Here is a 24,648-nt window from a genome sequence, read left to right as displayed (position 1 = left end):
TGGGACCTAGTTCTGCTTATTGAATTACGGCAACCATTTTTTCTCAAAATTCGGCTTTCTTTTTTCAAGGAATGCATTTCTACCCTCTTTCGCCTCTTCAGTCATATAAGCTAACCGAGTGGCTTCACCAGCAAATACTTGCTGTCCCACCATTCCATCGTCAGTAAGATTCATAGCAAATTTCAACATTTTAATGGCCATTGGCGATTTTTGCAAAATTTCCTGGGCCCACTCAAAAGCTGTGTTTTCTAATTCAGCGTGCGGAATAACAGCATTTACCATTCCCATATCCATTGCGTCTTGTGCAGAATAATTACGTCCCAAAAAGAAAATTTCTCTTGCTTTTTTCTGCCCGACCATCTTGGCCAAATAAGCCGATCCGTAACCACCGTCAAAACTAGTTACATCAGCATCTGTTTGTTTAAAAATTGCGTGTTCTTTACTCGCCAAAGTCAAATCGCAAACTACATGCAAACTATGTCCACCACCTACAGCCCAACCAGGAACCACAGCGATAACTACTTTTGGCATAAAGCGAATCAAGCGTTGCACTTCAAGAATATTCAATCGGTGCTGTCCATCATCGCCCACATATCCTTGATGACCGCGTGCGTTTTGATCGCCACCGCTGCAAAAAGAATAGATACCATCTTTAGACGATGGCCCTTCAGCAGACAATAAAACGACACCAATGGAGGTGTCCTCTTGCGCATCATAAAATGCATTGTAGAGTTCTGCAGTTGTTTTTGGACGGAAGGCATTGCGCACATCCGGCCTGTTGAAAGCGATTCTAGCAACGCCATTGCATTTTTTATAAGTGATATCTTCGTATTCTTTAGCAGTGATCCAATCCATTGTCAATGATTTAAATTATTTCAGTGTAAAAATAAATCATTTTTTACATTTTATCTATTCTATTTACATAAGCTTATGGTAATCCTTCTCTGATGAAAGGTTTCAAGATGTTAAAAAACAGTAAATAAAAAGCATTTTAACAGAGCCTCATTCAAATTATTTTTAAATTTAGGATAAGCTAATCAGACGAATACACACTATTCACCTTGATTAATTATTTATTCTTCACTGATTTATTAACCTAAAAAAAGAATGTATTGAATGCAATTAAAAATGTTGTCACTCCTTTTTTTACGGTAATAACTTATTATACAAGTATAAAAGCCTTATTAAACGAGTTAATGAACAAAACATTTGCCTCAACAGTAAAAAATAAAAAGTAACACCTACGGTTAAATTAAAGATTTGTTTTTCTTGTTCTTGCGAAAGTGAGACATTAATAAAATTATTTAGAAAATCATCTTCCAATATATAGAAAACCAAAGGTTTATCGTGAACTTATTTATAAACTCTAACGCAAGTTTTTGTGCATTTAAAAGACAAACACCTCTTTAAAGTACTTTGCGCTTAAGCTACTATTTTAAAAACAGTATCCTGAATACTATTGGTTTGCGAGCGGATAAAGCGACTTTAAACTTCGATTTATTTTAATGATGCTAGAATTTAATATTCTAAAACAGCATTAAAAAGAGAAAGACTAACCGTTTCCGATTAGTCTTTCTTTTTTTTTATTCCTTAACCAGGTAAATTCCGTCTTCCTTAATTTCTATCAGTTTCTCCCGATATAAAGCACCAATGGCCTTCTTGAACGTTTTTTTACTCATTTTTAAAACCGTTTTGATATCCTCTGGATGTGAATTATCAGTCAAACGCAAAAATCCTCTACTCGCTCTTAGCTCATCTAGAATTTTATCAGCATTTGGCTCAATACTTTCGTAGCCTTGGATTTGTAACGCGACGTCAATTTTATTATCGGGACGTATCGTTTTAATATAGCCTCTCATGCGGTCTCCAGTACGAATTGCATCATCATACACTTCGTCTTTATACATCAAACCCTTGTATTTCTCGTTGATGATAACGTTAATCCCTATTTCTGTAATGTGCGAAACAATCAAATCCACTTCTTCGCCTTTTTCAACTGTTAGGTCTTCGTTTTTAAGAAATTGGTTGGTTTTGCTTGAAGCAACTAAACGATTGGTTTTTTCATCCATATAGAGATACACCAAGTAGCGTTTCCCTTTTTCCATGGGACGCGCTTGCTCTTTGAACGGAACCAAAATATCTTTTTCCATTCCCCAATCCATAAAAGCCCCTATTTGATTGGTATAATTCACACGCAACAGCGCAAATTCATTCAATAAAATGTAGGGTTCTAATGTCGTGGCAACGGGTCTTTCTTCATGGTCTAAATACACAAAAACAATCAACTCCTCACCTATTTCAAAGTCGTTTGGAACGTATTTGTTAGGCAGTAGAATGTCATGAATTCCTTCTGGATCTTGCTCTGGATTTCCCAGAAACAAACCTACTTTGGTATCGCGTAAAATGGTAAGCGTATTGTATTTTCCTATTTCAATCATTTTCTTTCAATTTCTAAAGCGCAAAGGTACGAAGTTTGAAAATAGTAAATTAAGAAACGGTCCACAAAAAAACAAAGCCCAAATTTGATGGTTATTTTCTTTTTTAGGAGCAAAAATTTACGCTGTTTCATCACGAGTTGTCCCGCTGTCCGCAGTATCTTTTTTTAAACGCAACCCTTTCAGAGTTCAAAACTCTGAAAGGGTTAAAAGCGTTTATAAAAAAGGATACTTGCTTCCATCGGGGCTAAATTAAAATATTTTGTTTTTCAGATGTTATAGCACTCATTTTTACATTTCCGCCAAGAAGGAATCGCAGTAAAAATCTTAATCGTCAATTCCCTTTGCATCGTATTCTTTGCTCAGCCAATAAAAATCATAATTTTTGTTAGTATAATTTAATTACACACCATGTCGCAAGAAAAGTAGGATAAAAAAATTGTTTTTAGACCTGATACTAAAGAAGTCTCTAATTTGATTTTACCAGGCAAACAGGCAGTAGCTAAGGCCATAAGAGAAAACAGAGCATTAGGATTATCTTTCACTTATACAAGAGGAAACAAGGTAGTTCGTGAAAACGCAAATGGCGATATCGAAAACTTAAAAAATATTCCTTTGCAATCTTCTCTAAAAATAAAAAAAGGAACTATTTTGTAAGTCAAGTCAAAGTAGAATTCGAGTTTTTGCGGGTCCAAATGGCTCAGGAAAAACATCGCTATATTCAGTAATAAGTAAAACCTACACTTTCGGCATTTTTATAAATGCAGATGAAATTGAAAAAATTATTCAAACAAAAGGATTAATTGATTTGTTTGAATTTGGATTGAACGTCACCACAAAAGATTTAGAAATATTCAACTCTTTAAATGACAGTCAGTCATTATTTGATAAAGCTAAACAAGAAAGCTACACAATAGACAGTATAGTAGCTGAAAACTTCATTGTTAATAAACCCAAAAAAACCAACAGTTACGAAGCCGCTTTTACCGCAGCGTTCATACGATATTTACGTGTAAAGCAACAAAAATCTTTTTCTTACGAGACTGTAAAGAGTAATAATTCTAAACTTCGAGAATTAGAAACAGCTAAAAAAATAGGATTCAAAACACGCCTCTATTTCATTTGCACTGATGATTGTAAAAAAAATAGTCACCGAGTTAAACTAAAAGTCGCAAAAGGTGGACATAATGTTGATGCTGATAAAATTAGAAAAAGATATTTTAAAACATTAGAAAACACTGCTGATGTTATAAAAACTGTTGACAGAGCCTTTTTATTTGATAATTCAGGAAAAAAAATGAATTTACTAGCCGAAGTATATCAAGGAAAAGCATTCAAATTTTACACGGAAAATCTTCCTTTTTGGTTTGAAGAATAGGTGTATAATAAATCTGATTTTTAATTAACTTTTGTTGTCAGGCACTAAAAATTAACGCTATTTCTAAATAAAATACTAAGCGTGTCTATCGTAAATTAAACAAATACTAAAATATGATTTCGCTTATACTTTCTTTTCTTTTTTACTAACTTTGAAAAACTAAAAAAAAACAACCCAATGAAAACTACTTCAATTCTTTACTTATTATTATTAGTATTCTTTTCGCATACCAATTACGCTCAATCGACAGTCGATGATCCTGAAATAAAAAAAATGGTAGCCGAAGTAAAATCGGAAAATATGGAAGCTACCGTTAGAAAATTGGTTTCCTTTGGTACCCGACACACTTTAAGTGACACTAAAAGTAACACCCGTGGTATCGGCGCGGCGCAACGCTGGGTAAAATCGGAATTTGATAAATATGCTTTGAAATCTGGTGGAAGGCTGACTTCTGTTATTGATTTTTTCACAATCAAAGCCGATGGAAAACGCATTGCAATGGACAGCCAGTTAGGTAATGTAATGGCAACGTTAAAAGGAACTGATCCTACAGATGACCGTGTCATGATCATTAGCGGTCACTTAGATTCCCGCGCTTCAGATGTTATGGATGCTAAATCAGATGCACCTGGTGCGAATGATGATGCGTCCGGAGTAGCCGCCATGATGGAATTGGCCCGAATAATGAGCCAAAGAGAATTTCCTTTTACTTTAATTTTTGTAGCTGTCGTAGGTGAAGAACAAGGATTATACGGAGCCAAACATTTAGCCGATGTTGCCAAAGATGCAAAATGGAATGTAGTTGCCATGATCAACAATGATATGATTGGAAACAGTTTGTCTAGCGGCACTTTATTAAGAGACAACACCAGAGTTCGTGTTTTTAGTGAAGCAATACCCTATTTAGAAACGGAAGCCGAATCAAAAATGCGCAAGGCAACCAATCGTGATAATGACAGTCCATCGAGACAATTAGCCCGATATATTAAAACGGTAACCAATCAATATGTAGAACAATTAGACATTAATTTAGTGTATCGCAACGACCGTTTTTTGCGTGGCGGTGACCATACGCCTTTCAGTCAAAATGGATTTACAGCGATTCGTTTTTGCGAAATGAACGAAAACTACGATCACCAGCACCAAGACGTACGAAAAGAAAACAACATCCAATATGGTGATCTTACTGAATTCATGGACTTTGAATACATGAAGAAAGTAACGTGTTCTAACTTGGCTACCTTTAGTAATTTAGCTTGGTCTCCAAAAGCTCCAACAAATGTTGGAATTGAAGTAAAAGACCTTACTAATTTCTCTACTTTAGTATGGACCGCTCCCGAAGGAAAATCAGTTTACGGCTATAATATTCTTATTAGAGAAACATCATCTCAACACTGGGAAAAAACAATTTTTGTAAAAGATACCAAAGCTGAAATTCCGTATTCGAAAGATAACTTTTTATTTGCTGTACAAGCAATTGATGCATTAGGTCATTCCAGTTTACCCGTTTTCCCAATACCAATTCGTTAATAACGATTTGTTTTATAAACCAAAAAGCGTTCGCTGCGGCGAACGCTTTTTTTACAATTTCGTATTATTTTTTATTATTAAATATCTAATTATCCATTTTATAAAAGTTTAAAATTATTAAACCAACTCCCTAAAAAATTGCAGCAAAATACTGTCGTTTTTTAATGTTGGTGTAAAAACTTCTAGAATACTTGGTTTATCATTTTGAGCATACAAAGCAGTTAGACTGGTTTGTAAACTAATTTCATCGCTGGCAATACTATATTCAAATCCATACATTTTTGCCAAATGTTCAGCAGTCAAACAGTGGGCAGTTTCAAAAAAGGTATTAAAAACAGGACTTTCCTCGTGTCCCGGTAATATTCTAAAAATGCCACCACCGCCGTTATTTATCAAAATAATTTTGAAGTTTTTTGGAATGTAATTGTTCCATAACGCATTGCTATCGTACAAAAATCCGACATCTCCTGTTATAAAAACGGTTGGTTTTTCATTGGCAACAGCCGCACCAATAGCCGTAGAGGTACTACCGTCAATTCCACTAGTGCCCCGATTACAATACACTTCAATGGAAGGATCAATATCTATTAATTGCGCATAACGAATAGCTGAACTATTGCTAATTTGCAATTTGCTGTTCGTAGGCAATTCTTGAATCACTTTTTCAAATACTTTGAAATCCGAAAACGGAATTTTAGCTAAATAAATAGCGCTCTTTAACTTTCGCAATTTTTTTACAGCATCTAAATCTTTGAAATAGGTACTTTTCACTGCGTGTGTTACTGGTAAAAAGGCATCAAAAAACAAATTTGGATCTACTTCAAAATGTTCGGTCAAAGCGCCAAAAGTATCATAGGCTCTAAGCGTGTCAATATGCCAGTGGTGTTGGGGTTTGTATTTCCTTAAAAATGCCTTGATGCGTTTAGAAACCACCATTCCTCCAAAAGTTACTAAAATATCGGGACGAAAATGCTCAAAATCTTCACTAGTAAAAGGCGTAATTATGGTATCGATATTGTTGATAAAAGTATCGTGGTGCAAATTAGACGTCGTTTCTGTCAGCACCACAACCGAATCATCATCAGCAAAATTTTGTGTTATTTTATCATTGATGACATTGGGATCGTTCACGCCAACCAAAACCATTTTTTTTGAGGAGTTATTCCAAATAGTTGCAAATTCCAAAAGGTTATCGCTGGAAATTGTCTGAGTAACATTTGCAAAAGCGATTGTATTGGCAGTAACTGAAAGCTGCGAAACAGTCTCATATAAAGGCTCCTCGAAAGGCGCATTAATGTGAACGGGGCCCTTTTTATGAATTGCCGTTTGGATGGCTTCGTTGATTTTTAAATCGGTATCGGCCGAAACCTCCTCCTGTAAATTAGCATTGTACAAGGAATGATTTTCGAATACATTTTCCTGTCGAATGGTTTGTCCATCACCAATATCGATTTTACTTTGTGGTCGATCCGCGGAGAGCACAATAAGCGGAATCTGGCTGTAAAATGCTTCCGCAAAAGCTGGATAATAATTCAACAAAGCGGAACCGGAAGTACAAACTAAAACCACGGGCTGCCTCGTTTGTTGTGCTATTCCCAATCCAAAAAAAGCTGCCGCACGCTCGTCAGCAATGCTGAAACATTGAAAGGCTGGATTGCTCACAAAACCTATTGTTAACGGTGCGTTTCTAGAACCTGGAGAAATAATTATAGTAGTTATTCCTTTTGACAAAAAAATTTCAATAATGCTTTGTGCTAAAGGTATTTTGGGGTAAATCATTTTTTTAGTTTGAAAGAAACAAAGATACAAAGTTGTAAAGGTTTTTCTTTAATCTTAAATAGTTTTCTTAAATTTGGAGTAAAATAAATTCTATATGGAAATCAAAATAAGACCGGCCGTTTTTGCCGATTTAGATACAATATTGGAAATCATAAATCACCAAATACTGCACAGCACTTCAATTTATGATTATGAGCCCCGTGATTTTGAAACCCATAAATTGTGGTTTGAAGACAAAGTGACTCATGACTTACCCGTACTTGTTGCTGAAACTGAAAATGGAACTATTGGATATGCCACTTATGGAAATTTTCGGCATAAAATAGGCTACCGTTTTACTGTGGAACATTCTGTTTATGTTGCGGATCAATTTTTAGGAAAAGGTATTGGAAAATTATTATTGGCTGAACTTATCCAAGTGGCAAAAAAACAAAAGTACCACACCATGATTGGCGTTATTGACTCGGAAAATGAAGGAAGTATTGCTTTTCATAAAAAATATGGTTTTGAAACTGTAGGCGTTATTAAAGAATCTGGGTATAAATTTGATCGCTGGCTGAGTTCCGTTTTCATGCAATTAATTCTAGAATAAATTTATTTGTACTACAATCTGGTTTTTTTATTTCACTCTGTTTGACTTTAAAAACTTTATGACTTTAAGACCTGAGACTTTATAGTATATTTGCACAACTAAAAATTTCATGGACCATACCCTACTTTCATCGCCTTTACAAGGATTTACAGATTTTCGTTTTAGAAATGCTCAAAACAAGCTTTTTGGCGGAATAGACACTTTTTACTCGCCCTACATTCGGTTGAATGGTAAAATGGTCATCAAACCCTCTTACGAACGAGACCTACTTCCTGAGAACAATCTTGATTTGGAGGTCATCCCGCAAGTGATAACCAATGATGCCGATGAATTTTTATTTGTAGCTAACTATGTTCGACAATTGGGTTATAAAGAACTAAATTGGAATTTAGGGTGTCCGTATCCTATGGTGACTAAATCTGGTATGGGTTCCGGTTTGATCAGTAATCCAGAGAAAATTAATAATATTCTCCATAGAGCGCACACCGAATCAGATATTATTGTGTCTATGAAAATGCGTTTGGGTTATGACAACAGTGAAGAAATTCTTGACGTTTTACCTTTTTTGGATACGTACCCCATTAAGAATATTGCCATTCATGCCCGCATTGGAAAGCAATTGTACAAAGGTGGCGTAAATCTAGATGCGTTTCAGCAGTGCGTCGACAATACCAAGCATAAACTATATTACAATGGCGACATCACATCAGTGGCCAAGTTTCATGAAATGCAGGAGCGTTTTCCTAGTATTGACCATTGGATGATTGGGCGAGGATTAATTTCAGATCCATTCTTGCCGAGTATGATAAAGAATAACACTACGGAATATCCTGCGAACAAACTGGAATTGTTCAGTACGTTTCACGATACGTTATATGCCATTTACAGCGAATCACTTTCTGGATCAACTCACATTTTATTAAAAATGTACCATTTATGGGAATATTTCTCTATCACATTTTCAAATCCACATAAGGTTTTGAAAAAAATCAAAAAAGCGCAAAGTATTCGCAATTATGAAGCAGCTGTCGCAGAGATTTTCAAAAATGAAAAAATATAATTAAAAAATAAATTAACCATCAAGGAATTAAGGTTCATTTAGATTGGATAAATAGTTGCAATTTCTGAATCAAATTTAAAAAAAATGAGATTTTCATTTGACTGAAAATCTCACTTTTTTTTATAAAACTATTGGAACGTAATTATGCTTTGATCCAGTTCATTACTTCAGAGTCAGTTACTAAAGTTTGTGGCGAAATTACTTTTTCCAATTCTCCTTTTTCGTTGATTAGGTATTTTTGAAAATTCCATTCTACGGCAGAGTCTTGTAGACCGTTTTTAGATTTTTGAGTCAAAAACTGATAAATTGCTGCCATATCATCGCCCTTGACAGATACTTTATCCATCATAGGAAAAGAAACCCCGTAATTCATTTGACAGAAAGTAGCAATTTCTTCGTTAGTTCCTGGCTCCTGTGAAGCAAAATTATTAGCTGGAAAACCCACAATTACCAACCCTTTGTCCTTATATTCTTTGTAGGTAGCTTCTAAATCTTTATATTGTGGCGTTAGACCACATTTTGAAGCAGTATTTACAATAATTATTTTCTTGCCTTTTAGAGACGCAAAATCAAAACTCTTGCCTGATAAATCTTCTACTTTAAATTGATAAATGGTTTCTTTTGCTATTGCTGGTGTTTTCATGGTAGTTTCAGATTTTTTAGGTTGCGCCTGATTTTGGCAGCTAAATAATAGTAAAGTACAGGTGGCTACAAATACAAGTTTTTTCATAATTGAAATTTTTTATAAAATTAAAAAAATATTTGTTTTAAAAAAGTGTTTTTTAGTTAAACAGTAGTTAAATAAAAAAGAAGCCTGACACTATGAATTGCCAGGCTTCCAAACAAATAAACAACAAATCTTACTGTGGTATTTAAAACGTGTAGGTAATCTTTCCTTTCATAAAGAAAGGCGTTCCGGGAGTAAAATGAATTTCTTCGACACTTTCAGGTTCATTTTGTAGCCTAGATTCAGTGGCAAACTGCGTCTCATTCCAAGCAGTGTCAAATATATTTTCTACCGCTAACCCAAAATTTATATTTTTATATTGGTAATTAACATTTAAGTCGGATATAAAATAACCCTTAGCAACAATCGAATTATCTTCATTTGCCGGGCGATTCTTTAGATAACGATAGCGAATACCACCGGAAAAACCATGTATTTTTTGGAAACTTAATCCGCCTGTTGTGGTAAAATCAGGTGCCAAAGGAATATAATCTTGTCCTTTTGGTTCGTCTATACTGCGTGCATAGGTATAATTTGCATCAGCATCAAAATACAACCAATCGTTCAACTGATACCGCAATCCAAGTTCTGCTCCCATACGTCTTGATTTTCCGCTGGGCTCAATAATCCCAGCATCTCCTACGTAAACAAACTCTTGTTCTAAAAACAAATACCATAAAGCTGAATTTACTATTAGCTTCGGAAATGGTTTCCAAATCGTTCCTATGTCCGTTCCTATAGCTGTTGGCAAAATCTGTTTTCCATTATTTTGAACCACAACTCGCGCATCGTTAGAGTGAAAACCCATTCCTGATTTTACAAAAAACTGCAAATTGTTGTTTTCAGAATAAATGAAATTTAGTTTTGGAGAAAACTTCACTTTCGATTCCGATTGTGTTTTATAATTCTCCATCAATTTATCTTGATAATTGAATTTGAAATAATCCAATCGCAGCGCCGGATTAATCATTAATTTTCCAAAAGTAAACTCTCCATTCAAATAGGAAAACAAATTGGATTGATCAATATCGCCTAACTTATTATTTGATATGACTGTTCTTCTATTTAGTGTACTTGAAAGTTCCGAGTCTTTTGTAGCATCAGCGCGAAAACCGACACCATATTGCAATACAACAGCAATATCATTTAATTTTGTTTTCTTATTCAACTCCGCATTCATTCCATAAATATCTCGATTTTCTTTCTGCTTAATTTGGTCCCCATTTATGGGGTCATTCAAAAAGAAAGTGAAATTAGAGTACAATTCAAATTGGTAATTGGAATAAAAAGCGTTCGCTTTCAAAAACGTATTCTCATCTATTGGCTTGCTTAAACTCGCATTAAAGTTAGTACGAGAAGTAGTTCCGCCTTCGGTGTCATCAACAGAACCAAATCTAGAAATCGATCCATTATCGACTAAACGTTGTGGAATTTGACCTGAGGCATCCCATTTGCTTGAAAAGCGAGAAGCTAAAATAGAAAACTTACTGTTATCATTTAAAATAGCAGCATATTTACCTAACAAATTAATCCTATTAAAATTTTGAGGAGAATCAAATGGACCATCAGTTAAAATGTATTCTGTAGCAAGATAAGCACTTTGTGTTTTTTGGTTGCCCAAAAGATTAAAAAGCCCCACCGTTCTAAGCGTATTGAATTGCCCTGCTTCGACACCTATACTACTTTTTTCTATTTTATCTTTAGTTTGGAAGGCAACGTATCCTGCCGTAGCAAAATCCCCTTTGTTGGCATAATACGTGCCTTTTCCAAAATCTATTTTCTCTACCGTTTCTGGAATCACAAAATGTAAATCCGCATAACCTTGCCCGTGCGCATGCGAAACCATATTGACTGGCATTCCATCGACCGAAATAGCAATATCAGTACCGTGATCTATATCAAAACCTCTCAGAAATATCTGCTCCGCTTTCCCACCGCCCGCATGTTGACCAATGAATAATCCTGGTACTTTTCGCAGAATTTCTTGTGAAGAATTTACGGGTGTCGTTTGCAAATCTATTTTAGAAATTACATTCATAGCTGAAAGTTTGGGCTGAATAACAATTTCATTTAATCTAAAAATATCATCTTCCATTATAATTGTATCGTCTGAAGAAACTATAGTAAAAGTTGATTTTTTATATCCTAACGCGGTTATTTTAATCGCATCTCCAATCACTGTTTTATCCAAACTAAACAATCCAAATTCGTTCGTGTGTGCATGACTTTCGGAATTTGTATTCACTAAATAGGCGTTTTCAACAGGATTTCCATCACGATCTACGACTTTTCCTTTTTGGATTTGGCCATACGAAGACAGCCCAACGAGGGCAATCAACACTAAAATAAAACTTTTCATCCGTTATAATTTGTTTACCTTTTGCTCGAAATTAGGACCTAATTCATATAAACTAGTCAGTAATTCTTCCTTAATAGGTTTCGCTTTAAGCGCTAAATTATTTGACTTATAAATCATGGCCAAATGGTATTGTACCTTTGGTTCAAAGGATTTTCCAATCACATGATTTTGAGCTATTTCTAAGGCTTTTTTATTTTCACCTACATTTAAATAGGACCACGCCAGTAAATCATAGGAATCAGCAGTAGGTCTATGCTCCACTTCGATTTTAGCAATATCTAATGCTTTTTGGGCCGTTTTTTTATCATCAGCAAATAGTAAGGCATTGTATTTATTGTACATCGCTCCATAATTATTTTGCTCCATCATAGAAAAATAGGCTTTTCTATTTTTCATTTCTTCCACTTTATTTCCCTCAAATTGAGCAATTTGAGTTTTTAGCAGATAAAAATCAGGTGTGTTGTGAGTTGCAGCAATAACGTCAATAATTCGCTTAGCCTCAACTGTATTTCTTTCTTTAGAGAAGACAATCCAAGCAATTCCTTTTAAAGCATAGGAATAGTTAGGCTCCAAGGATAAGGTTTTTAAAAAACTATCATAAGATTCTTGGATTCTTCCTGCATGTCCATAAAAATCTCCTAAATTAGAATAAGACCAAATTTTAAGAACCTTCTCCCCCTCTTTTTCAGCAATATCTCTTGCTTTTTCCATGAAAGTGATTGCCGTATTTATATCTCCTTTATGGTCGTTCCATTTTGCCAGACGGATTAAATAATCAAAACTACTCATATCTCTTATAGCATTTAAATTTTTTACCGCTTCAGTATAATTACCTAATTCCATTTGAACGTCAAACAATAATTTTTGAGTTTCTTTTTTTCCTTCACCTATTGCTAATGCTTTGTTTGCTAAAACTAAAGCTTCTTTAAAACGGTGTTGTGAAATATAATTTCTAGATAAGGAACGAATGGTTGATACTCTTGAATACTGATTCGATTCATTGTATTTTGTCAATAATTCTTCGGATTTATATAAATTTTTGACATCACCTGTATGTTCAAAAAGCGTATGATAGTTCGCTGCAAGCTGGCTTAAGTAACTCATTTGATTTGGAGCAGCATCGTATTTTGTTTGCCAATACTCTATTTCCTTCTGCGCAAAAGTCAATGCTTTATTTCCCTTTAAATTCAAGTATTTACTATAGTCATCTGCCTTTGTAATTTGTTCTGATTTAGTTTCGCAACCGAATAGGAAACCGATCGTAAAAACCAAAAATGATATTGTTTTTAAAGTTTTCATACTCTAATTGGTTTGTTTGTTTGTTTGTTTGTTTGTTTGTTTGTTTGTTTGTTTGTTTGTTTGTTTGTTTAAAAAAAGCAGAGCGAATAGTTCTTATGGATGCCGCCCTGCTTTTTTTGATAAATACTACCAAGCAGAAGCTAGGTACGGGAAAGAAGTTCCAAATGCTTTATCATTTGAATTCACATTATCTTTAGTAAGTCCTGGATTAGATCCTCCTGTAGGTCCACCAAAAATCAATAGCAACTCAACATCTATAACGTCATCTGCCAAAGCTCTTCCAGTTAATACATTAGTTCCATCAAAGAAAGTGGTTGGTGCAGTTTTAGATACTCCTAATACATCTGTCGCCAAAAGACCAGAAAGCTGTGCAGCGGTTTGACCTAAAGCATTTGTACTATACGCCGGATTTAAAGCTAATAATCTAGATTGAAAAACAGATTGATAGGTTGCTCCCATTGCGGAAGGAATTGCGGCATTGAATGCATCTTTAGGTTGACCTGACGCAACAAATACGGTATTGATTGCTGGTCTAGCCATTTGATCTTGCTGAACGTAAGTTCCTGAAAAATCTAATCCAACAGTAGAATCCCCGTTTGAATCGTCATTGTCACAATTTACTGAAACAACGGCAGCTACTAGTGCGATTGTTATAATTTTGAATTTATTTGTTTTACTCATGATGTTTGTGTTTTAATTTATTTAGAAATCGCAACTCTTCGATTTCCTGTTTTTACTTTTTTTTAATAAAATAATTATTGTTTTTTCTTAGTTTCAGCCCAAACACCAACTGTGCTTGATGAACCCAACATTGATTTTGGAACTTCGATAACAATTGACATCACATTTGTGCCAGCAAAAGTATCTGTTCCCGGATTTTTAAATCCTGTAGCTGTTCCTCCAAGAATCGCTTGAAATTGACCTAAATCAAAAAAGAAGGGATCATCTCTTGGTCCTGCGAAAAATTTCATTCCGTTTTGCTCAGCAGTCAAAGCAGTTGCTCCATATTTAGATATGGAAACACTTCCTGAAGCAGCAGCAGTTTTAATTGTACTAGACGTTCCCGTTGTTCCTGGTGCAACAGGACCAAAGAAGTACATCTTGTCGTCTCTCTTAATTGCCTGAATCACTAGATCTTCAACATTATCCCCATTGTTATCGATATTAATTTCTACCATAACATTGTCTTTAAATGTAGCAGCGCCTGTAGCATTAGGACTTAGCAAGCCTTGTGTGTTAACTGCAAATACTAAATTACTCGTGTTTTGTCCTTGGAAAGCATATACATCCGTAATATCACTTGCATCTCCTGACATTGTTCCTGGAGCATCGATGTGATCTGCCGCAACTAAAATCAAGCCCGAAATCGCCACTAGCGATAGACCTAAAATCATTTTTGTTTTTTTCATTTTGTTTAAATTTAAAAGGTTATAAAGTCATTTACGGAATGGTTTCCGATTTGGTTTTCTAAATCATAAAAAAAAATCAATTTAATTTTTAAGTCACATTAAATCAATACTTTACATCCTTAAAAAAAAGACAATTATTTTAACTTTATTTTATTTACTGTCTTGAATTCCATAAAATCGAGTATTTTTAAATAAGAATGTATAAGTTTGTAGAAGAAAAACAATAAGATATGAGTCAAGAAGAGTTATTAGTACTAATTTACAAGAAAGACGAAAGGGCATTTACGCATTTATATGATATGTATTCCAAAAGTTTATTTTCGGTTATCAATGTTCTTGTAAAAAATAGAGAAGAAGCTGAAGACGTACTTCAGGAAGTATTTGTTAAAATTTGGAAAAACATAGATTCATATCATGAGAGTAAAGGAAGATTCTACACTTGGATTCTTAATATTGCCAGAAATACATCGATAGATAAATTGCGTTCCAAAAACTTTAATAACAGTCAAAAAAACCTTTCTACTGATAATTTCGTAAATCACTTTGAAGACAGTTCTAAATTGTCTGAAAAAATGGATACTATAGGTTTACAGGAATTTGTAAAAAGACTAAAACCAAAATGTATTCAAATAATTGATTTACTGTTTTTTAAAGGATATACCCAGCAAGAAGCTTCAGATGAACTGGCAATACCCTTGGGGACAGTAAAAACGCAAAATAGAAACTGTATTAACGATCTACGAAATTATTTGAAAGTATAATGGAAACAAAAGAATATATTGAATCAGGAATCCTAGAACTCTATGTTTACGGTTCACTAAGTGAAACTGAAAGCGAGGAGGTTGCCAAAATGGCAAAAAATAACCCGGAAATACATGCTGAAATTATTGCTATTGAGAAATCAATTGTGGCGCTATCATCCAGCTTTTCACCATTTCATTCTGTAGCTAATTTTGAAAAAATCAAAGAAAAACTAGAACTTAAGCATACAGAAGTCATACAATTAGAACCTAGCAGAAATAGGTCTCAATACATTGGCTGGGCAGCTGCCGTGCTCTTATTAGTAGGTATTGGATACCAATACAATCAATTAAACCAAATTACAACTCAAGTAGCTACTGCCGAAGTTGAAAAAGCTACATTAGAAAAAGAATTTAATGTCTTGAAACTAAAAAATTCTGCTATCGAGACAAGCTTAGCAGTTGTAAGGGATACTAAGAATACGGTTGTTGCTCTTGGCGGACAAACCGTGGCACCTGAATCCTCTGCAAAAGTATATTGGAATCAAGAGACAAAAGCTGTTTACATTGATGCTGCCAATTTACCAACACCTCCTGAAGGAATGGTTTATCAGGTTTGGGCATTAAAATTAAGCCCGTTGACTCCTACTAGCATTGGATTATTAGAAAATTTTAACGTGAATGAGCAAAAATTATTTGCAGTGAATACTGCTAATGAAGCTGAAGCTTTTGGAATTACATTAGAACCTGCAGGAGGAAGTTTAACTCCTACAATGGAGCAATTGTATGCTTTAGGAAAAGTGTAAAATAATCTTCTTTTCTCTACCACTAAAAAAGGTTCAACCACAAAGTTGAACCTTTTTTTATGGAAAATATTTAGTTTTTATTTCTTATAATACTTCTTATACTTTGGATAGGAAACGGCACCAAATAAAGCAATTCCTCCTAATGAATACCAAATCCAACTTAAGGAATGTGCTTCACCACTAGCATAAGAATGTAGTCCTACCAAGTGAAAGTTTACCCCATAATAGGTGAATAAAATGGATATAAAAGCAAACATACTCATCAAATTGAAAATCCATTTTCCTCTTAAAGAAGGAACAAAACGAGCATGAATGACAAAAGCATATACCATAATACTGATTAAGGCCCAAGTTTCTTTTGGATCCCAACCCCAATAACGTCCCCAACTTTCATTGGCCCATTGTCCTCCAAGGAAGTTTCCTATAGTCAACATTATCAAACCAATTGTTAACGCTAATTCATTGATATAGGTAATTTCCTGAATATTCAAATCCATTTTGGCTTTGTTTTTTTCATTGGTAAATAAAATCAACAATAATGAAACTGCTCCTAAAATAAATCCTAAAGCAAAGGGACCATAACTAGCCACAATTACTGCAACGTGTATCATTAACCAGTAGGAATTCAGAACAGGTTGCAAATTTGCAATTTCAGGATCAATCCAATTCATGTAGGCTGCTGCCAAAATCATAGCGGTCACAAATGCGGATGAAGCCACAGTAAGTTTCGATTTTCTGTCGAAAGCTAAACCAAAAAACATCGTTGCCCAAGCGACATAAATAATTGATTCGTACGCATTACTCCAAGGTGCGTGACCAGAAATATACCATCTGGCGATTAATCCAAAGGTGTGCAAGGCAAATAAAGCAATAACTACAATGTGCATGAAGTTTACCAAATAATGCAACACTTTCCTTTCCTTGAAGATGTTCATAATGGTAAACATCAACATCAAAATAGCGGCGAAAATATACCAATAAGGTAATTTTTTGAACACATCATATTTGTTGTACAGTACTTCTGAAGTGATTTTTTCCTCGCTTGGTATCACTTTACTACCAAAACGTTTTTGAAAACCATTGATACTTTCCAGCAATTCATCGGCAGTTTTGAAATCATTGGAACTGGAAGCATTCGCTAACGAGCCGAAATACAAAGGCAGTACATTTTTAGTGTATGTTGCTTCCATTCCTTTGAAACCAGACTCATTGAGTTCTAAGTAGGAAACCCATTTATTATTTTTATCCTCGGGAATAGGGAAAATCTTTAAAATTCGTCCACTCAAAGCAGATTCCATTAAATTGACTTTCTTGTCGGTTTCTATAAAATCTTTTTCAAACTGGTTGGGATTAGCAGCTTTGAAGGCTTCTTCTAAATATTTAGTAAGCTTATAATTTCCCTTTTTATCAAAGAAAGAGACAAAAGGAGCAAATTCAGCCTTTTTATCAATTCCGATAATTTTTCTAATGCTGTCATTCCCACTTTTGATATAAATGATTGGAATTTCGATCCAGTAGCTTGCGTATTGTGTCATGGACAAAAATACTTGGTCGGAATTCATTCCCTTATAAGAATCATCATGACTCACTTTACGCAGTAACTCTGATGAAAACGTATTAATAGGTTTCATTCTACCACCACCATCTTGGATCACAAGTCGGCCAAATTTGGCTGCGTGTCCTTCCGGCACTTTGTATTTAGTTATTAGAGCATTAAGCTCGTCCTGACTTAAAACTTCTTTAATATGGTTTGAGTGCGTTGCAGGTGCTGCTTCAGCTTGCGTATGCGCATGTCCTTCGTGATCTGCATGGTCATGTTCTTGTTCCTGCGCAAAACTATTGAAACCAAATAACAGCATTAAAATAGTCAACAATTTTGCTTTTTTCATTTTCACTACTTCTAGCTTGCGTTTAATATCTGCAAAACGAGAATATTTAGTAAACATAATGGCCATCATGGCAAAATACAACATAAAATAACCAGCGTAGGTTAGCGCTGTTCCCCAAAAATCATGGTTTACAGACAATACTGTTCCTTTTTCATCAGGATCAAAACTAGATTGAAAAAAGCGGTATCCTTCATGATCTAACACATTATTCATATATATTCTGGCATCAAATGTTTCTTTGTCCATCACGGTTACTTTACTTTCAAACGAGGAATAACTTTTCTCTGTCCCAGGGTATTTCTGTGCAATAAAATCATTCAGTTTTATCTTGAATGGCAAAATATATGCTTTACTACCGTAGAAAAAAGTATAATCAATAGTGCCAATCTTCACTGTTTTAGACTCTCCTATTTTACCTTTGGAGCCTAAAAGGGTGACTGTTTTTTCTTGTCCATCTGCTTTAACTTTAAGTACCAATGCGTCTTCATGGGTTTTCGCTTTAAAATCATTTTCAGATTCATAATCTACGACGCCCTTAACCGCTGGATCCGGAAATACAAAACGCATTTCGCCAATGCTGTATAAAGAACGCATCATTAGCGGCTGTACATTGTCTTTTGTGACTTTGCCTTGCAGTTTATCAGCCATCCTCATGAAGTTTCCCTCAAAAGGGGTTTGAATTGTATAAGCACTTCCTGTGGTTGTAATATTTATGGCACCATCTGTATATTTATTTAATGAAAATAATACATTATGAATGTTTTGCACTTCGCCTTCTTTCAAGAAATGCTCGTGGCGCCCTCCATCTCCTGCTTCCACTATTTTCAAATATACAATTCCGTTTGGATCGGGTTTTATATATTCTTTGGCTCCCATAATGAAGTTTTCATATTCTACTTCAAATGGTGTATCAGCAAATTTTTCGGAAATACTAAAACTATTATTGGTCGCTGGGGAAAGCAATACTTTCTTTTCAAAAATCCTGCGTTTCATTTCGCCCTTATATTCACCATCTACAAAAACAGTTAAAAAGGTTTTATCTGAAAAAATTTGATTTTCAGCTGCGCCTTCGCGAATGGGCATCATTCCTTCATAACTTATATAACGGGTTACGAACGCGCCAGCAATAATCAATATAAAAGACAAATGGAGTAATAAAGTAGCCCATTTTTCCTTTTTTAACAGCTGGTAACGCTTAATATTCCCAATAAAATTGATTAAGAAAAAGACGTGAATGGCTTCAAACCACCATGCATTGTAGATTAAAATTTTTGCGGTATCGGTATTGTATTTACTTTCAATAAAAGTTCCGGTTGCCATGGCCACTGCGTAAGCAATAAATAAAAAAGCCATTAATCGTGTTGAAAACAAAAAAGAAAATATTTTTTTATCCATTTTTATGGGATTATGTTTTGTAAAAGTGCCACAAAAGTACTTAAAAATGTTGACTTCTATATTCGGACATTTGTTAATTTAATCCAAAATTAAGTGTGACAGACCAAGCCTAAGTATTCTTTTTTTTGGGACAATATCAATTTTTTATTAGCGTAAAATTTGACTAAAACTCTTAATATTTTTTTTGCTAATTTTGTCCCATGGTTAAAGTAGTAATTATCGGTTCTGGAAATGTGGCGCAACATTTGATTGCAGCATTTCAAAACGCTCCAAATTCAGGAACAGAAATCAAATTGGTTCAGGTCTATTCGAGGCAAATCGCAACGGTTTCTCATTTAGTGGAATTGGCTAAAATCACAACTGAATGGGATGCCTTGATGGAAGCCGATTTGTATATCATTGCCGTTTCAGATGATGCTATTTCACTTGTTGACGCTGCGCTTCCCTTTAAAAATAGATTGGTGGTACATACCTCTGGCAGTGTTCCGTTGAACGCATTAAATGATGAAAACCGAAAAGGAGTTTTCTATCCTTTACAAACCTTTACCAAGAACAAAGCGGTCGATTTCAGGACTATTCCTATATGTTTAGAAAGTGAGAATGCTACTGATTTTCAATTACTTAATAAAGTAGCTAAATCAATATCAGACTCCATTTTCGCCATAAACTCACAGCAACGAAAAGCCTTACATGTTGCAGCAGTATTTGTCAATAATTTCACAAATCATTTATACCAAATAGGGGAAGAAATTTGTCAGGACCATCAGGTCCCGTTTGATATTTTAAAACCTTTAATTACTGAAACTGCAAATAAAATAATGGTGCTTTCGCCGCAGGATGCACAAACAGGTCCTGCAAAGCGCGCTGATGCTGTCACTATTGAAGCGCATGAAGCTTTTTTATCAAATGAAAATCATCTCAATATTTATAAAATACTAACACAATCTATACAGCATAATGGCAAATAGTTATAAAGAAATAATGAATGACATCACTACTTTTATTTTTGATGTGGATGGCGTATTAACCGATAGTTCCGTTTTTGTAACTAATGAAGGTGACATGCTGAGGACGATGAATATTCGTGATGGTTACGCCATGAAAGCCGCTGTAGAAAGTGGCTATAATGTATGCATTATTTCAGGAGGAAGCAATGAAGGGGTTCGGGTCCGACTGCGGAATCTTGGAATTACAGATATCCACCTAGGCACATCAAATAAAGTAGAAACATTTGATGAATATACTGATGTTTACAATATCAATCCAGAACATGTTTTGTACATGGGCGATGATATTCCAGATTATCACGTTATGAAATTGGCGGGATTACCGACTTGTCCGCAAGATGCAAGCCCAGAAATTAAAGCTATTTCCAAATATATTTCACATAAAAACGGCGGGAAAGGCGCTGTCAGAGATGTCATTGAACAAGTCATGAAAACGCAAGGAAAATGGATGGCTTATTTTGATGGGAAACACGATTAGATTTCAGATTTTGATAAAACTCGTGATTCCCAACCCATAATTCGTAACGCATAACTCATAACTCATAACTTTTTAATGAACTTTCTAAAACTTATCCGATACCAAAACCTGCTGATGCTCGCATTTATGCAGCTTATTTTCCGGTATGGGTTTTTCAAAATTCAAAATGTTTCTTTGGCATTAGCCGATTGGCAGTATTGGCTATTGGTCTTATCTACGGTTTTGCTCGCTGGCGGTGGCTATATCATCAATGATATTTATGATCAAGATACGGACAACTGCAATAATCCCAATTCCGTAATTGTAGGCAAAAGTATTTCCGAAAATCAAGCATACAATTTATACGGAATATTTACTGTTGCGGGCGTGGTTATTGGTTTTTACCTTTCGAATGTGATACAAAAACCAGGCTTTGCCTCCCTTTTTATTCTGATTGCAGCTGCACTTTATTTGTACGCCAGCAGTTTGAAACAAATGATGCTCATTGGTAATATTATTGTTGCCTTTTTACTTTCCTTTAGTGTACTTATTATTGGATTTTTTGATTTGTATCCTGCTACAGGAATAGACAATCAGCACCAAATGAGAATCTTTTTTTCTATATTATTGGATTATGCTATATTTGCTTTTATGATTAACCTTCTTCGAGAAATAGTTAAAGATATCGAAGATATAAATGGCGATTACAATCAAGGAATGAATACGTTACCTATTGCAATAGGAAAATCAAAAACTGCAAAAATAGTTTGTGTCTTGAGTTTAATTCCGCTCTTATTCATTTTGTATTACATCAATAAATACCTAATCGAAGTAGTAGTTGTTACGATTTATTTGTTGATTTTTGTTGTTGGTCCACTGCTGTTTTTTACCGTAAAAATTTGGACGGCCACATCTAAAAAAGAATTCCGTAACTTGAGTTCACTTTTGAAATTAATCTTGTTTTTTGGAATTTTATCTGTTGTAGTTATTAGTTTAAATATGAAATATAATGCTTAGAAATCAATTAAAAAAATACCGCTTAATTTTAGCATCGGGATCGCCAAGACGCCAACAATTCTTTAAAGATTTAGATTTGGATTTTGAAATCCGACTCAAAGAAATTGAAGAAATCTATCCACCAGAATTAAGTAGACATGAAATTACGACTTATTTGGCCGAATTAAAAGCCAGTGCTTTTGAAGGCGAATTACAGTCTCATGAAATTCTTATTACTAGCGACACCATCGTTTGGCACAACAACAAAGCTTTGGGTAAACCAAAAAATGAACAAGAGGCCTATGAAATCCTAAAATCATTGTCGAATGCTACTCATGAAGTCATTACTTCCGTTTGTTTTAAAACCAATGAAAAAGTAGATGTATTGTATGAAATAACAAAAGTCACTTTCAACGAGTTGAGCGATGAATCGATTTGGTTTTACTTAGAAAATTACAAACCGTATGACAAAGCAGGTGCGTATGGTATTCAAGAATGGATTGGGTTTATAGGTGTTTCAAAAATTGAAGGTTCGTATGCTAATGTGATGGGAATGCCAACTGATAAAGTATATGAATATTTACGTAAATTAGTCTAATTTAAAGGATGGAAATGTCATTAATACACGAATATACAAAGGAATTAATTGCCACTGGAATTTTGGGAATTTTGCTTATTTTTTTGAGAATTGTTGCTACAAAACTAGTGCGGCGTTATGCAAAAACAAACCAAACTTTAGAGCACAGAACGAATTTAGTAATTAAATACATGCATTTATTTATCAATATTTTAGTGATAATTGCTTTAATAATTATTTGGGGAGTTCAAACTAAAGATATTACCATAGCACTTTCTTCCATTACCACTGTTGTAGGTGTGGCTTTATTTGCGCAATGGTCCATTTTAAGCAATATTACAGCGGGTGTAATTTTGTTCTTTTCATTTCCATTTAAAATTGGTGATGTAATAAAAATACATGATAAAGATTTTCCCGTTATGGCTGAAATAGAAGATATTGGCGCTTTTCATGTTTTCTTAAAAACAAGTGATGGAGAAATAATCATATATCCAAACAACCTTCTTTTGCAAAAAGGGATATCAATATTAGAAAAACAATTCAATGATAAAGAATACGTAGATTAATTCATAAATTTATAGCTCGTCTAATGATCTAAAGAGCAAACGCATTTCAAATTATTTTTAAAAATATAAACGTATCGTATAATATTTCCATTACTTACAACAAAAAGCAGATTCAATTCAGTAGTCCGTTAACTTGGTGTCGGAGCTTTATTGATGCTTGAGAGTTTGTTTTTACTATTTTTATTTGCATTTTTGGTCAGCAAGTAAAGCGGTAGTGAAGTCGGAAATGCTAACTCCTTGTTTATAATTAGGCAATAAAACTAGTGATTAAAAAGTGATAATTATATAACTATTGACACAAAATGTATAATACATTACTTTTTATAAAGCCACATATTTGTCAGTTGCAAGTAGTCTAATATTAGTTTCTTTTAAAACAACTCCCGGAAAATATGAATGACATCCTAAAAGTTCCCTTTTATGCTAAATTGTCGCTGACTTTGTTGGGATTAATTGCAATTGTGTTCATTTTTTATATTGGCCAGAACATATTGATTCCAGTAATGATGTCCTTTCTATTTGCGATCTTACTGTATCCTATGGTTCAGTTTTTTAAATTAAAACTCCGTTTCCCGCATGTGCTGGCAGTAATGATCGCTGTGCTATTATTTGTTTTAATTTTTATTGGCCTTTTTGTATTTCTATCTTTCCAAATTAGTGATTTTGCCGACGATTTTGATAAAATCGAAAGAAACATAAACATTCACCTTAGAAATATACAAGGATTTGTAAGAGATAATTTTCATTTAAGTTCCAGAGAGCAAAAGAAATATATTGATACGGCTACTCAAGATTCCATGGAAAAAGGAAAAGAAATAATTGGTACAACCTTAATGTCTTTTACGGATACCCTGGTAAATCTTACTTTGATTCCCATCTATACTTTTTTAATTCTTTTATACAGAACCCATTTTTTACTGTTTTTATCTAAATTAGTTAAAAAAGAGAACCATGAGCAACTAAAAAATATTCTAACGAATATTAGGGTTGCAATCAACAGCTACATTGTAGGACTAATTATAGAAATGATTTTAATTTCAGCAATGACAACGTTTGGTTTTATGCTGATCGGCGTTAAATATGCTGTTTTACTGGGTATTATTACAGGAATTCTAAACCTGATTCCTTATATCGGAATTCTTTTTGCAGGACTATTAAGTATCGTTGCTTCGCTAACAGGCTCACCGGATTTATCGATAATTATTGGTGTCATAGTGATTACCATCGTCGTTCAATTAATAGATAATAACATTATTGTGCCAATGATTGTAAGTTCTAAAGTCGAAATAAATGCGTTCGTTTCGATTATTGGAATCATCATCGGGGGAGCAATTGCTGGAGTTTCCGGTATGTTTTTAGCACTTCCAATTCTGGCCGTTTTAAAAGTGATTTTTGACCGAGTAGAATCTCTAGAAGCATGGGGCTATTTGATGGGAGATCATTTACCTAAAACTTATACTTGGCGAAAAATTAAATTACCTCTTTTTGATTCAGAAGCACCACCTGAAAAAAACACAATAAAAACGGATCTTCCTTTACCCGTGTTTACGGAAACCACCACTGAAAATTCGAGTAATCGAACTGATGTATAATGTAAAAAAAATAGCTTAAAATTCTATTTTTATTAAAATCTCAATGCAATTGACA

The 24,648-nt window shown here is 34.3% G+C and carries 22 protein-coding genes; 13 read left to right on the top strand and 9 right to left on the bottom strand.

The features are described 5' to 3' along the window. Window positions 1-24: 24 nt before the first annotated feature. Both BUA03_RS10140 and BUA03_RS10135 read right to left on the bottom strand, forming a co-directional pair. Window positions 25-855 carry a 1,4-dihydroxy-2-naphthoyl-CoA synthase gene (locus BUA03_RS10140; protein ID WP_066077376.1) on the bottom strand — a complete coding sequence of 277 codons (831 nt, stop codon included), beginning with the start codon at window positions 853-855 and terminating at the stop codon, window positions 25-27. A gap of 728 nt (window positions 856-1,583) precedes the next feature. Next, window positions 1,584-2,438 carry a CvfB family protein gene (locus BUA03_RS10135; protein WP_066077373.1) on the bottom strand — a complete coding sequence of 285 codons (855 nt, stop codon included), beginning with the start codon at window positions 2,436-2,438 and terminating at the stop codon, window positions 1,584-1,586. Between the two features lie 471 nt (window positions 2,439-2,909). On the opposite strand from BUA03_RS10135, the gene BUA03_RS10130 reads away from it, so the two are divergent. The 3 genes from BUA03_RS10130 to BUA03_RS10120 all read left to right on the top strand — a co-directional run bounded on the left by BUA03_RS10130 (window position 2,910) and on the right by BUA03_RS10120 (window position 5,343). After that, entirely contained in the window at window positions 2,910-3,092 is a 183-nt protein-coding gene (locus BUA03_RS10130) for a hypothetical protein (RefSeq protein WP_066077370.1), read from the top strand. Window positions 3,093-3,243: 151 nt separating this feature from the next. Beyond that, the gene (locus tag BUA03_RS10125; RefSeq protein ID WP_082854284.1) at window positions 3,244-3,813 is read left to right on the top strand and encodes an ATPase; all 570 of its coding nucleotides are present in this window, start codon (window positions 3,244-3,246) and stop codon (window positions 3,811-3,813) included. Between the two features lie 177 nt (window positions 3,814-3,990). After that, entirely contained in the window at window positions 3,991-5,343 is a 1,353-nt protein-coding gene (locus BUA03_RS10120) for a M28 family metallopeptidase (RefSeq protein ID WP_066077363.1), read from the top strand. A 117-nt stretch (window positions 5,344-5,460) separates the two neighbouring features. Here BUA03_RS10120 and menD read toward each other — a convergent pair whose 3' ends face one another. Beyond that, on the bottom strand, window positions 5,461-7,122 hold the full coding sequence (gene menD, locus BUA03_RS10115) for a 2-succinyl-5-enolpyruvyl-6-hydroxy-3-cyclohexene-1-carboxylic-acid synthase (protein WP_066077361.1): 1,662 nt from the start codon (window positions 7,120-7,122) through the stop codon (window positions 5,461-5,463). A 94-nt stretch (window positions 7,123-7,216) separates the two neighbouring features. Here menD and BUA03_RS10110 point away from each other — a divergent pair, with 94 nt between their 5' ends. Both BUA03_RS10110 and BUA03_RS10105 read left to right on the top strand, forming a co-directional pair. Continuing rightward, entirely contained in the window at window positions 7,217-7,714 is a 498-nt protein-coding gene (locus tag BUA03_RS10110; protein ID WP_066077358.1) for a GNAT family N-acetyltransferase, read from the top strand. A gap of 109 nt (window positions 7,715-7,823) precedes the next feature. Beyond that, window positions 7,824-8,774 (top strand): tRNA dihydrouridine synthase, encoded by a 951-nt coding sequence (locus tag BUA03_RS10105; protein WP_066077355.1) that lies wholly within the window; start codon window positions 7,824-7,826, stop codon window positions 8,772-8,774. A 142-nt stretch (window positions 8,775-8,916) separates the two neighbouring features. Here the strand turns inward: BUA03_RS10105 and BUA03_RS10100 are convergent, their stop codons facing one another. The 5 genes from BUA03_RS10100 to BUA03_RS10080 all read right to left on the bottom strand — a co-directional run bounded on the left by BUA03_RS10100 (window position 8,917) and on the right by BUA03_RS10080 (window position 14,568). After that, complete coding sequence (locus BUA03_RS10100; RefSeq protein WP_066077352.1) at window positions 8,917-9,504, bottom strand: glutathione peroxidase; 588 nt, start codon at window positions 9,502-9,504, stop codon at window positions 8,917-8,919. 142 nt (window positions 9,505-9,646) lie between these two features. After that, window positions 9,647-11,860: a TonB-dependent receptor gene (locus BUA03_RS10095; protein WP_066077349.1), complete on the bottom strand. Its 2,214-nt coding sequence runs from the start codon at window positions 11,858-11,860 to the stop codon at window positions 9,647-9,649. A gap of 3 nt (window positions 11,861-11,863) precedes the next feature. Then, window positions 11,864-13,159: a tetratricopeptide repeat protein gene (locus BUA03_RS10090; RefSeq protein ID WP_066077346.1), complete on the bottom strand. Its 1,296-nt coding sequence runs from the start codon at window positions 13,157-13,159 to the stop codon at window positions 11,864-11,866. Between the two features lie 126 nt (window positions 13,160-13,285). Beyond that, entirely contained in the window at window positions 13,286-13,840 is a 555-nt protein-coding gene (locus tag BUA03_RS10085) for a DUF4331 family protein (protein ID WP_066077343.1), read from the bottom strand. A gap of 74 nt (window positions 13,841-13,914) precedes the next feature. Next, a complete protein-coding gene (locus BUA03_RS10080; protein ID WP_066077340.1) occupies window positions 13,915-14,568 on the bottom strand; it encodes a DUF4331 family protein in 654 nt (217 codons plus the stop codon). A 230-nt stretch (window positions 14,569-14,798) separates the two neighbouring features. On the opposite strand from BUA03_RS10080, the gene BUA03_RS10075 reads away from it, so the two are divergent. Then, window positions 14,799-15,329 (top strand): RNA polymerase sigma factor, encoded by a 531-nt coding sequence (locus tag BUA03_RS10075; RefSeq protein WP_066077337.1) that lies wholly within the window; start codon window positions 14,799-14,801, stop codon window positions 15,327-15,329. Beyond that, entirely contained in the window at window positions 15,329-16,114 is a 786-nt protein-coding gene (locus BUA03_RS10070; protein ID WP_066077334.1) for an anti-sigma factor, read from the top strand. Before BUA03_RS10075 ends, BUA03_RS10070 begins: the two co-directional genes overlap by 1 nt. 77 nt (window positions 16,115-16,191) lie before the next feature. Here the strand turns inward: BUA03_RS10070 and ccsA are convergent, their stop codons facing one another. Continuing rightward, window positions 16,192-19,398 carry a cytochrome c biogenesis protein CcsA gene (ccsA, locus tag BUA03_RS10065; protein WP_066077331.1) on the bottom strand — a complete coding sequence of 1,069 codons (3,207 nt, stop codon included), beginning with the start codon at window positions 19,396-19,398 and terminating at the stop codon, window positions 16,192-16,194. Between the two features lie 200 nt (window positions 19,399-19,598). On the opposite strand from ccsA, the gene BUA03_RS10060 reads away from it, so the two are divergent. The 6 genes from BUA03_RS10060 to BUA03_RS10035 all read left to right on the top strand — a co-directional run bounded on the left by BUA03_RS10060 (window position 19,599) and on the right by BUA03_RS10035 (window position 24,593). After that, complete coding sequence (locus tag BUA03_RS10060) at window positions 19,599-20,366, top strand: Rossmann-like and DUF2520 domain-containing protein (protein ID WP_066077328.1); 768 nt, start codon at window positions 19,599-19,601, stop codon at window positions 20,364-20,366. Beyond that, on the top strand, window positions 20,356-20,883 hold the full coding sequence (locus tag BUA03_RS10055) for a KdsC family phosphatase (protein WP_066077325.1): 528 nt from the start codon (window positions 20,356-20,358) through the stop codon (window positions 20,881-20,883). Before BUA03_RS10060 ends, BUA03_RS10055 begins: the two co-directional genes overlap by 11 nt. A 75-nt stretch (window positions 20,884-20,958) precedes the next feature. After that, the gene (locus BUA03_RS10050) at window positions 20,959-21,879 is read left to right on the top strand and encodes a geranylgeranylglycerol-phosphate geranylgeranyltransferase (RefSeq protein ID WP_072675734.1); all 921 of its coding nucleotides are present in this window, start codon (window positions 20,959-20,961) and stop codon (window positions 21,877-21,879) included. Continuing rightward, entirely contained in the window at window positions 21,872-22,456 is a 585-nt protein-coding gene (locus tag BUA03_RS10045) for a Maf-like protein (RefSeq protein ID WP_066077320.1), read from the top strand. Before BUA03_RS10050 ends, BUA03_RS10045 begins: the two co-directional genes overlap by 8 nt. A gap of 14 nt (window positions 22,457-22,470) precedes the next feature. Then, a complete protein-coding gene (locus tag BUA03_RS10040; RefSeq protein ID WP_066077642.1) occupies window positions 22,471-23,001 on the top strand; it encodes a mechanosensitive ion channel domain-containing protein in 531 nt (176 codons plus the stop codon). A 392-nt stretch (window positions 23,002-23,393) separates the two neighbouring features. Further along, the gene (locus BUA03_RS10035) at window positions 23,394-24,593 is read left to right on the top strand and encodes an AI-2E family transporter (RefSeq protein ID WP_066077317.1); all 1,200 of its coding nucleotides are present in this window, start codon (window positions 23,394-23,396) and stop codon (window positions 24,591-24,593) included. Window positions 24,594-24,648 lie beyond the last annotated feature (55 nt).

This window comes from Flavobacterium fryxellicola (assembly GCF_900143245.1).
Classification (GTDB): Bacteria; Bacteroidota; Bacteroidia; order Flavobacteriales; family Flavobacteriaceae; genus Flavobacterium; species Flavobacterium fryxellicola.
Note: the sequence above shows the minus strand (reverse complement) of the source record. Positions and strands in the feature narration are given on the sequence as shown.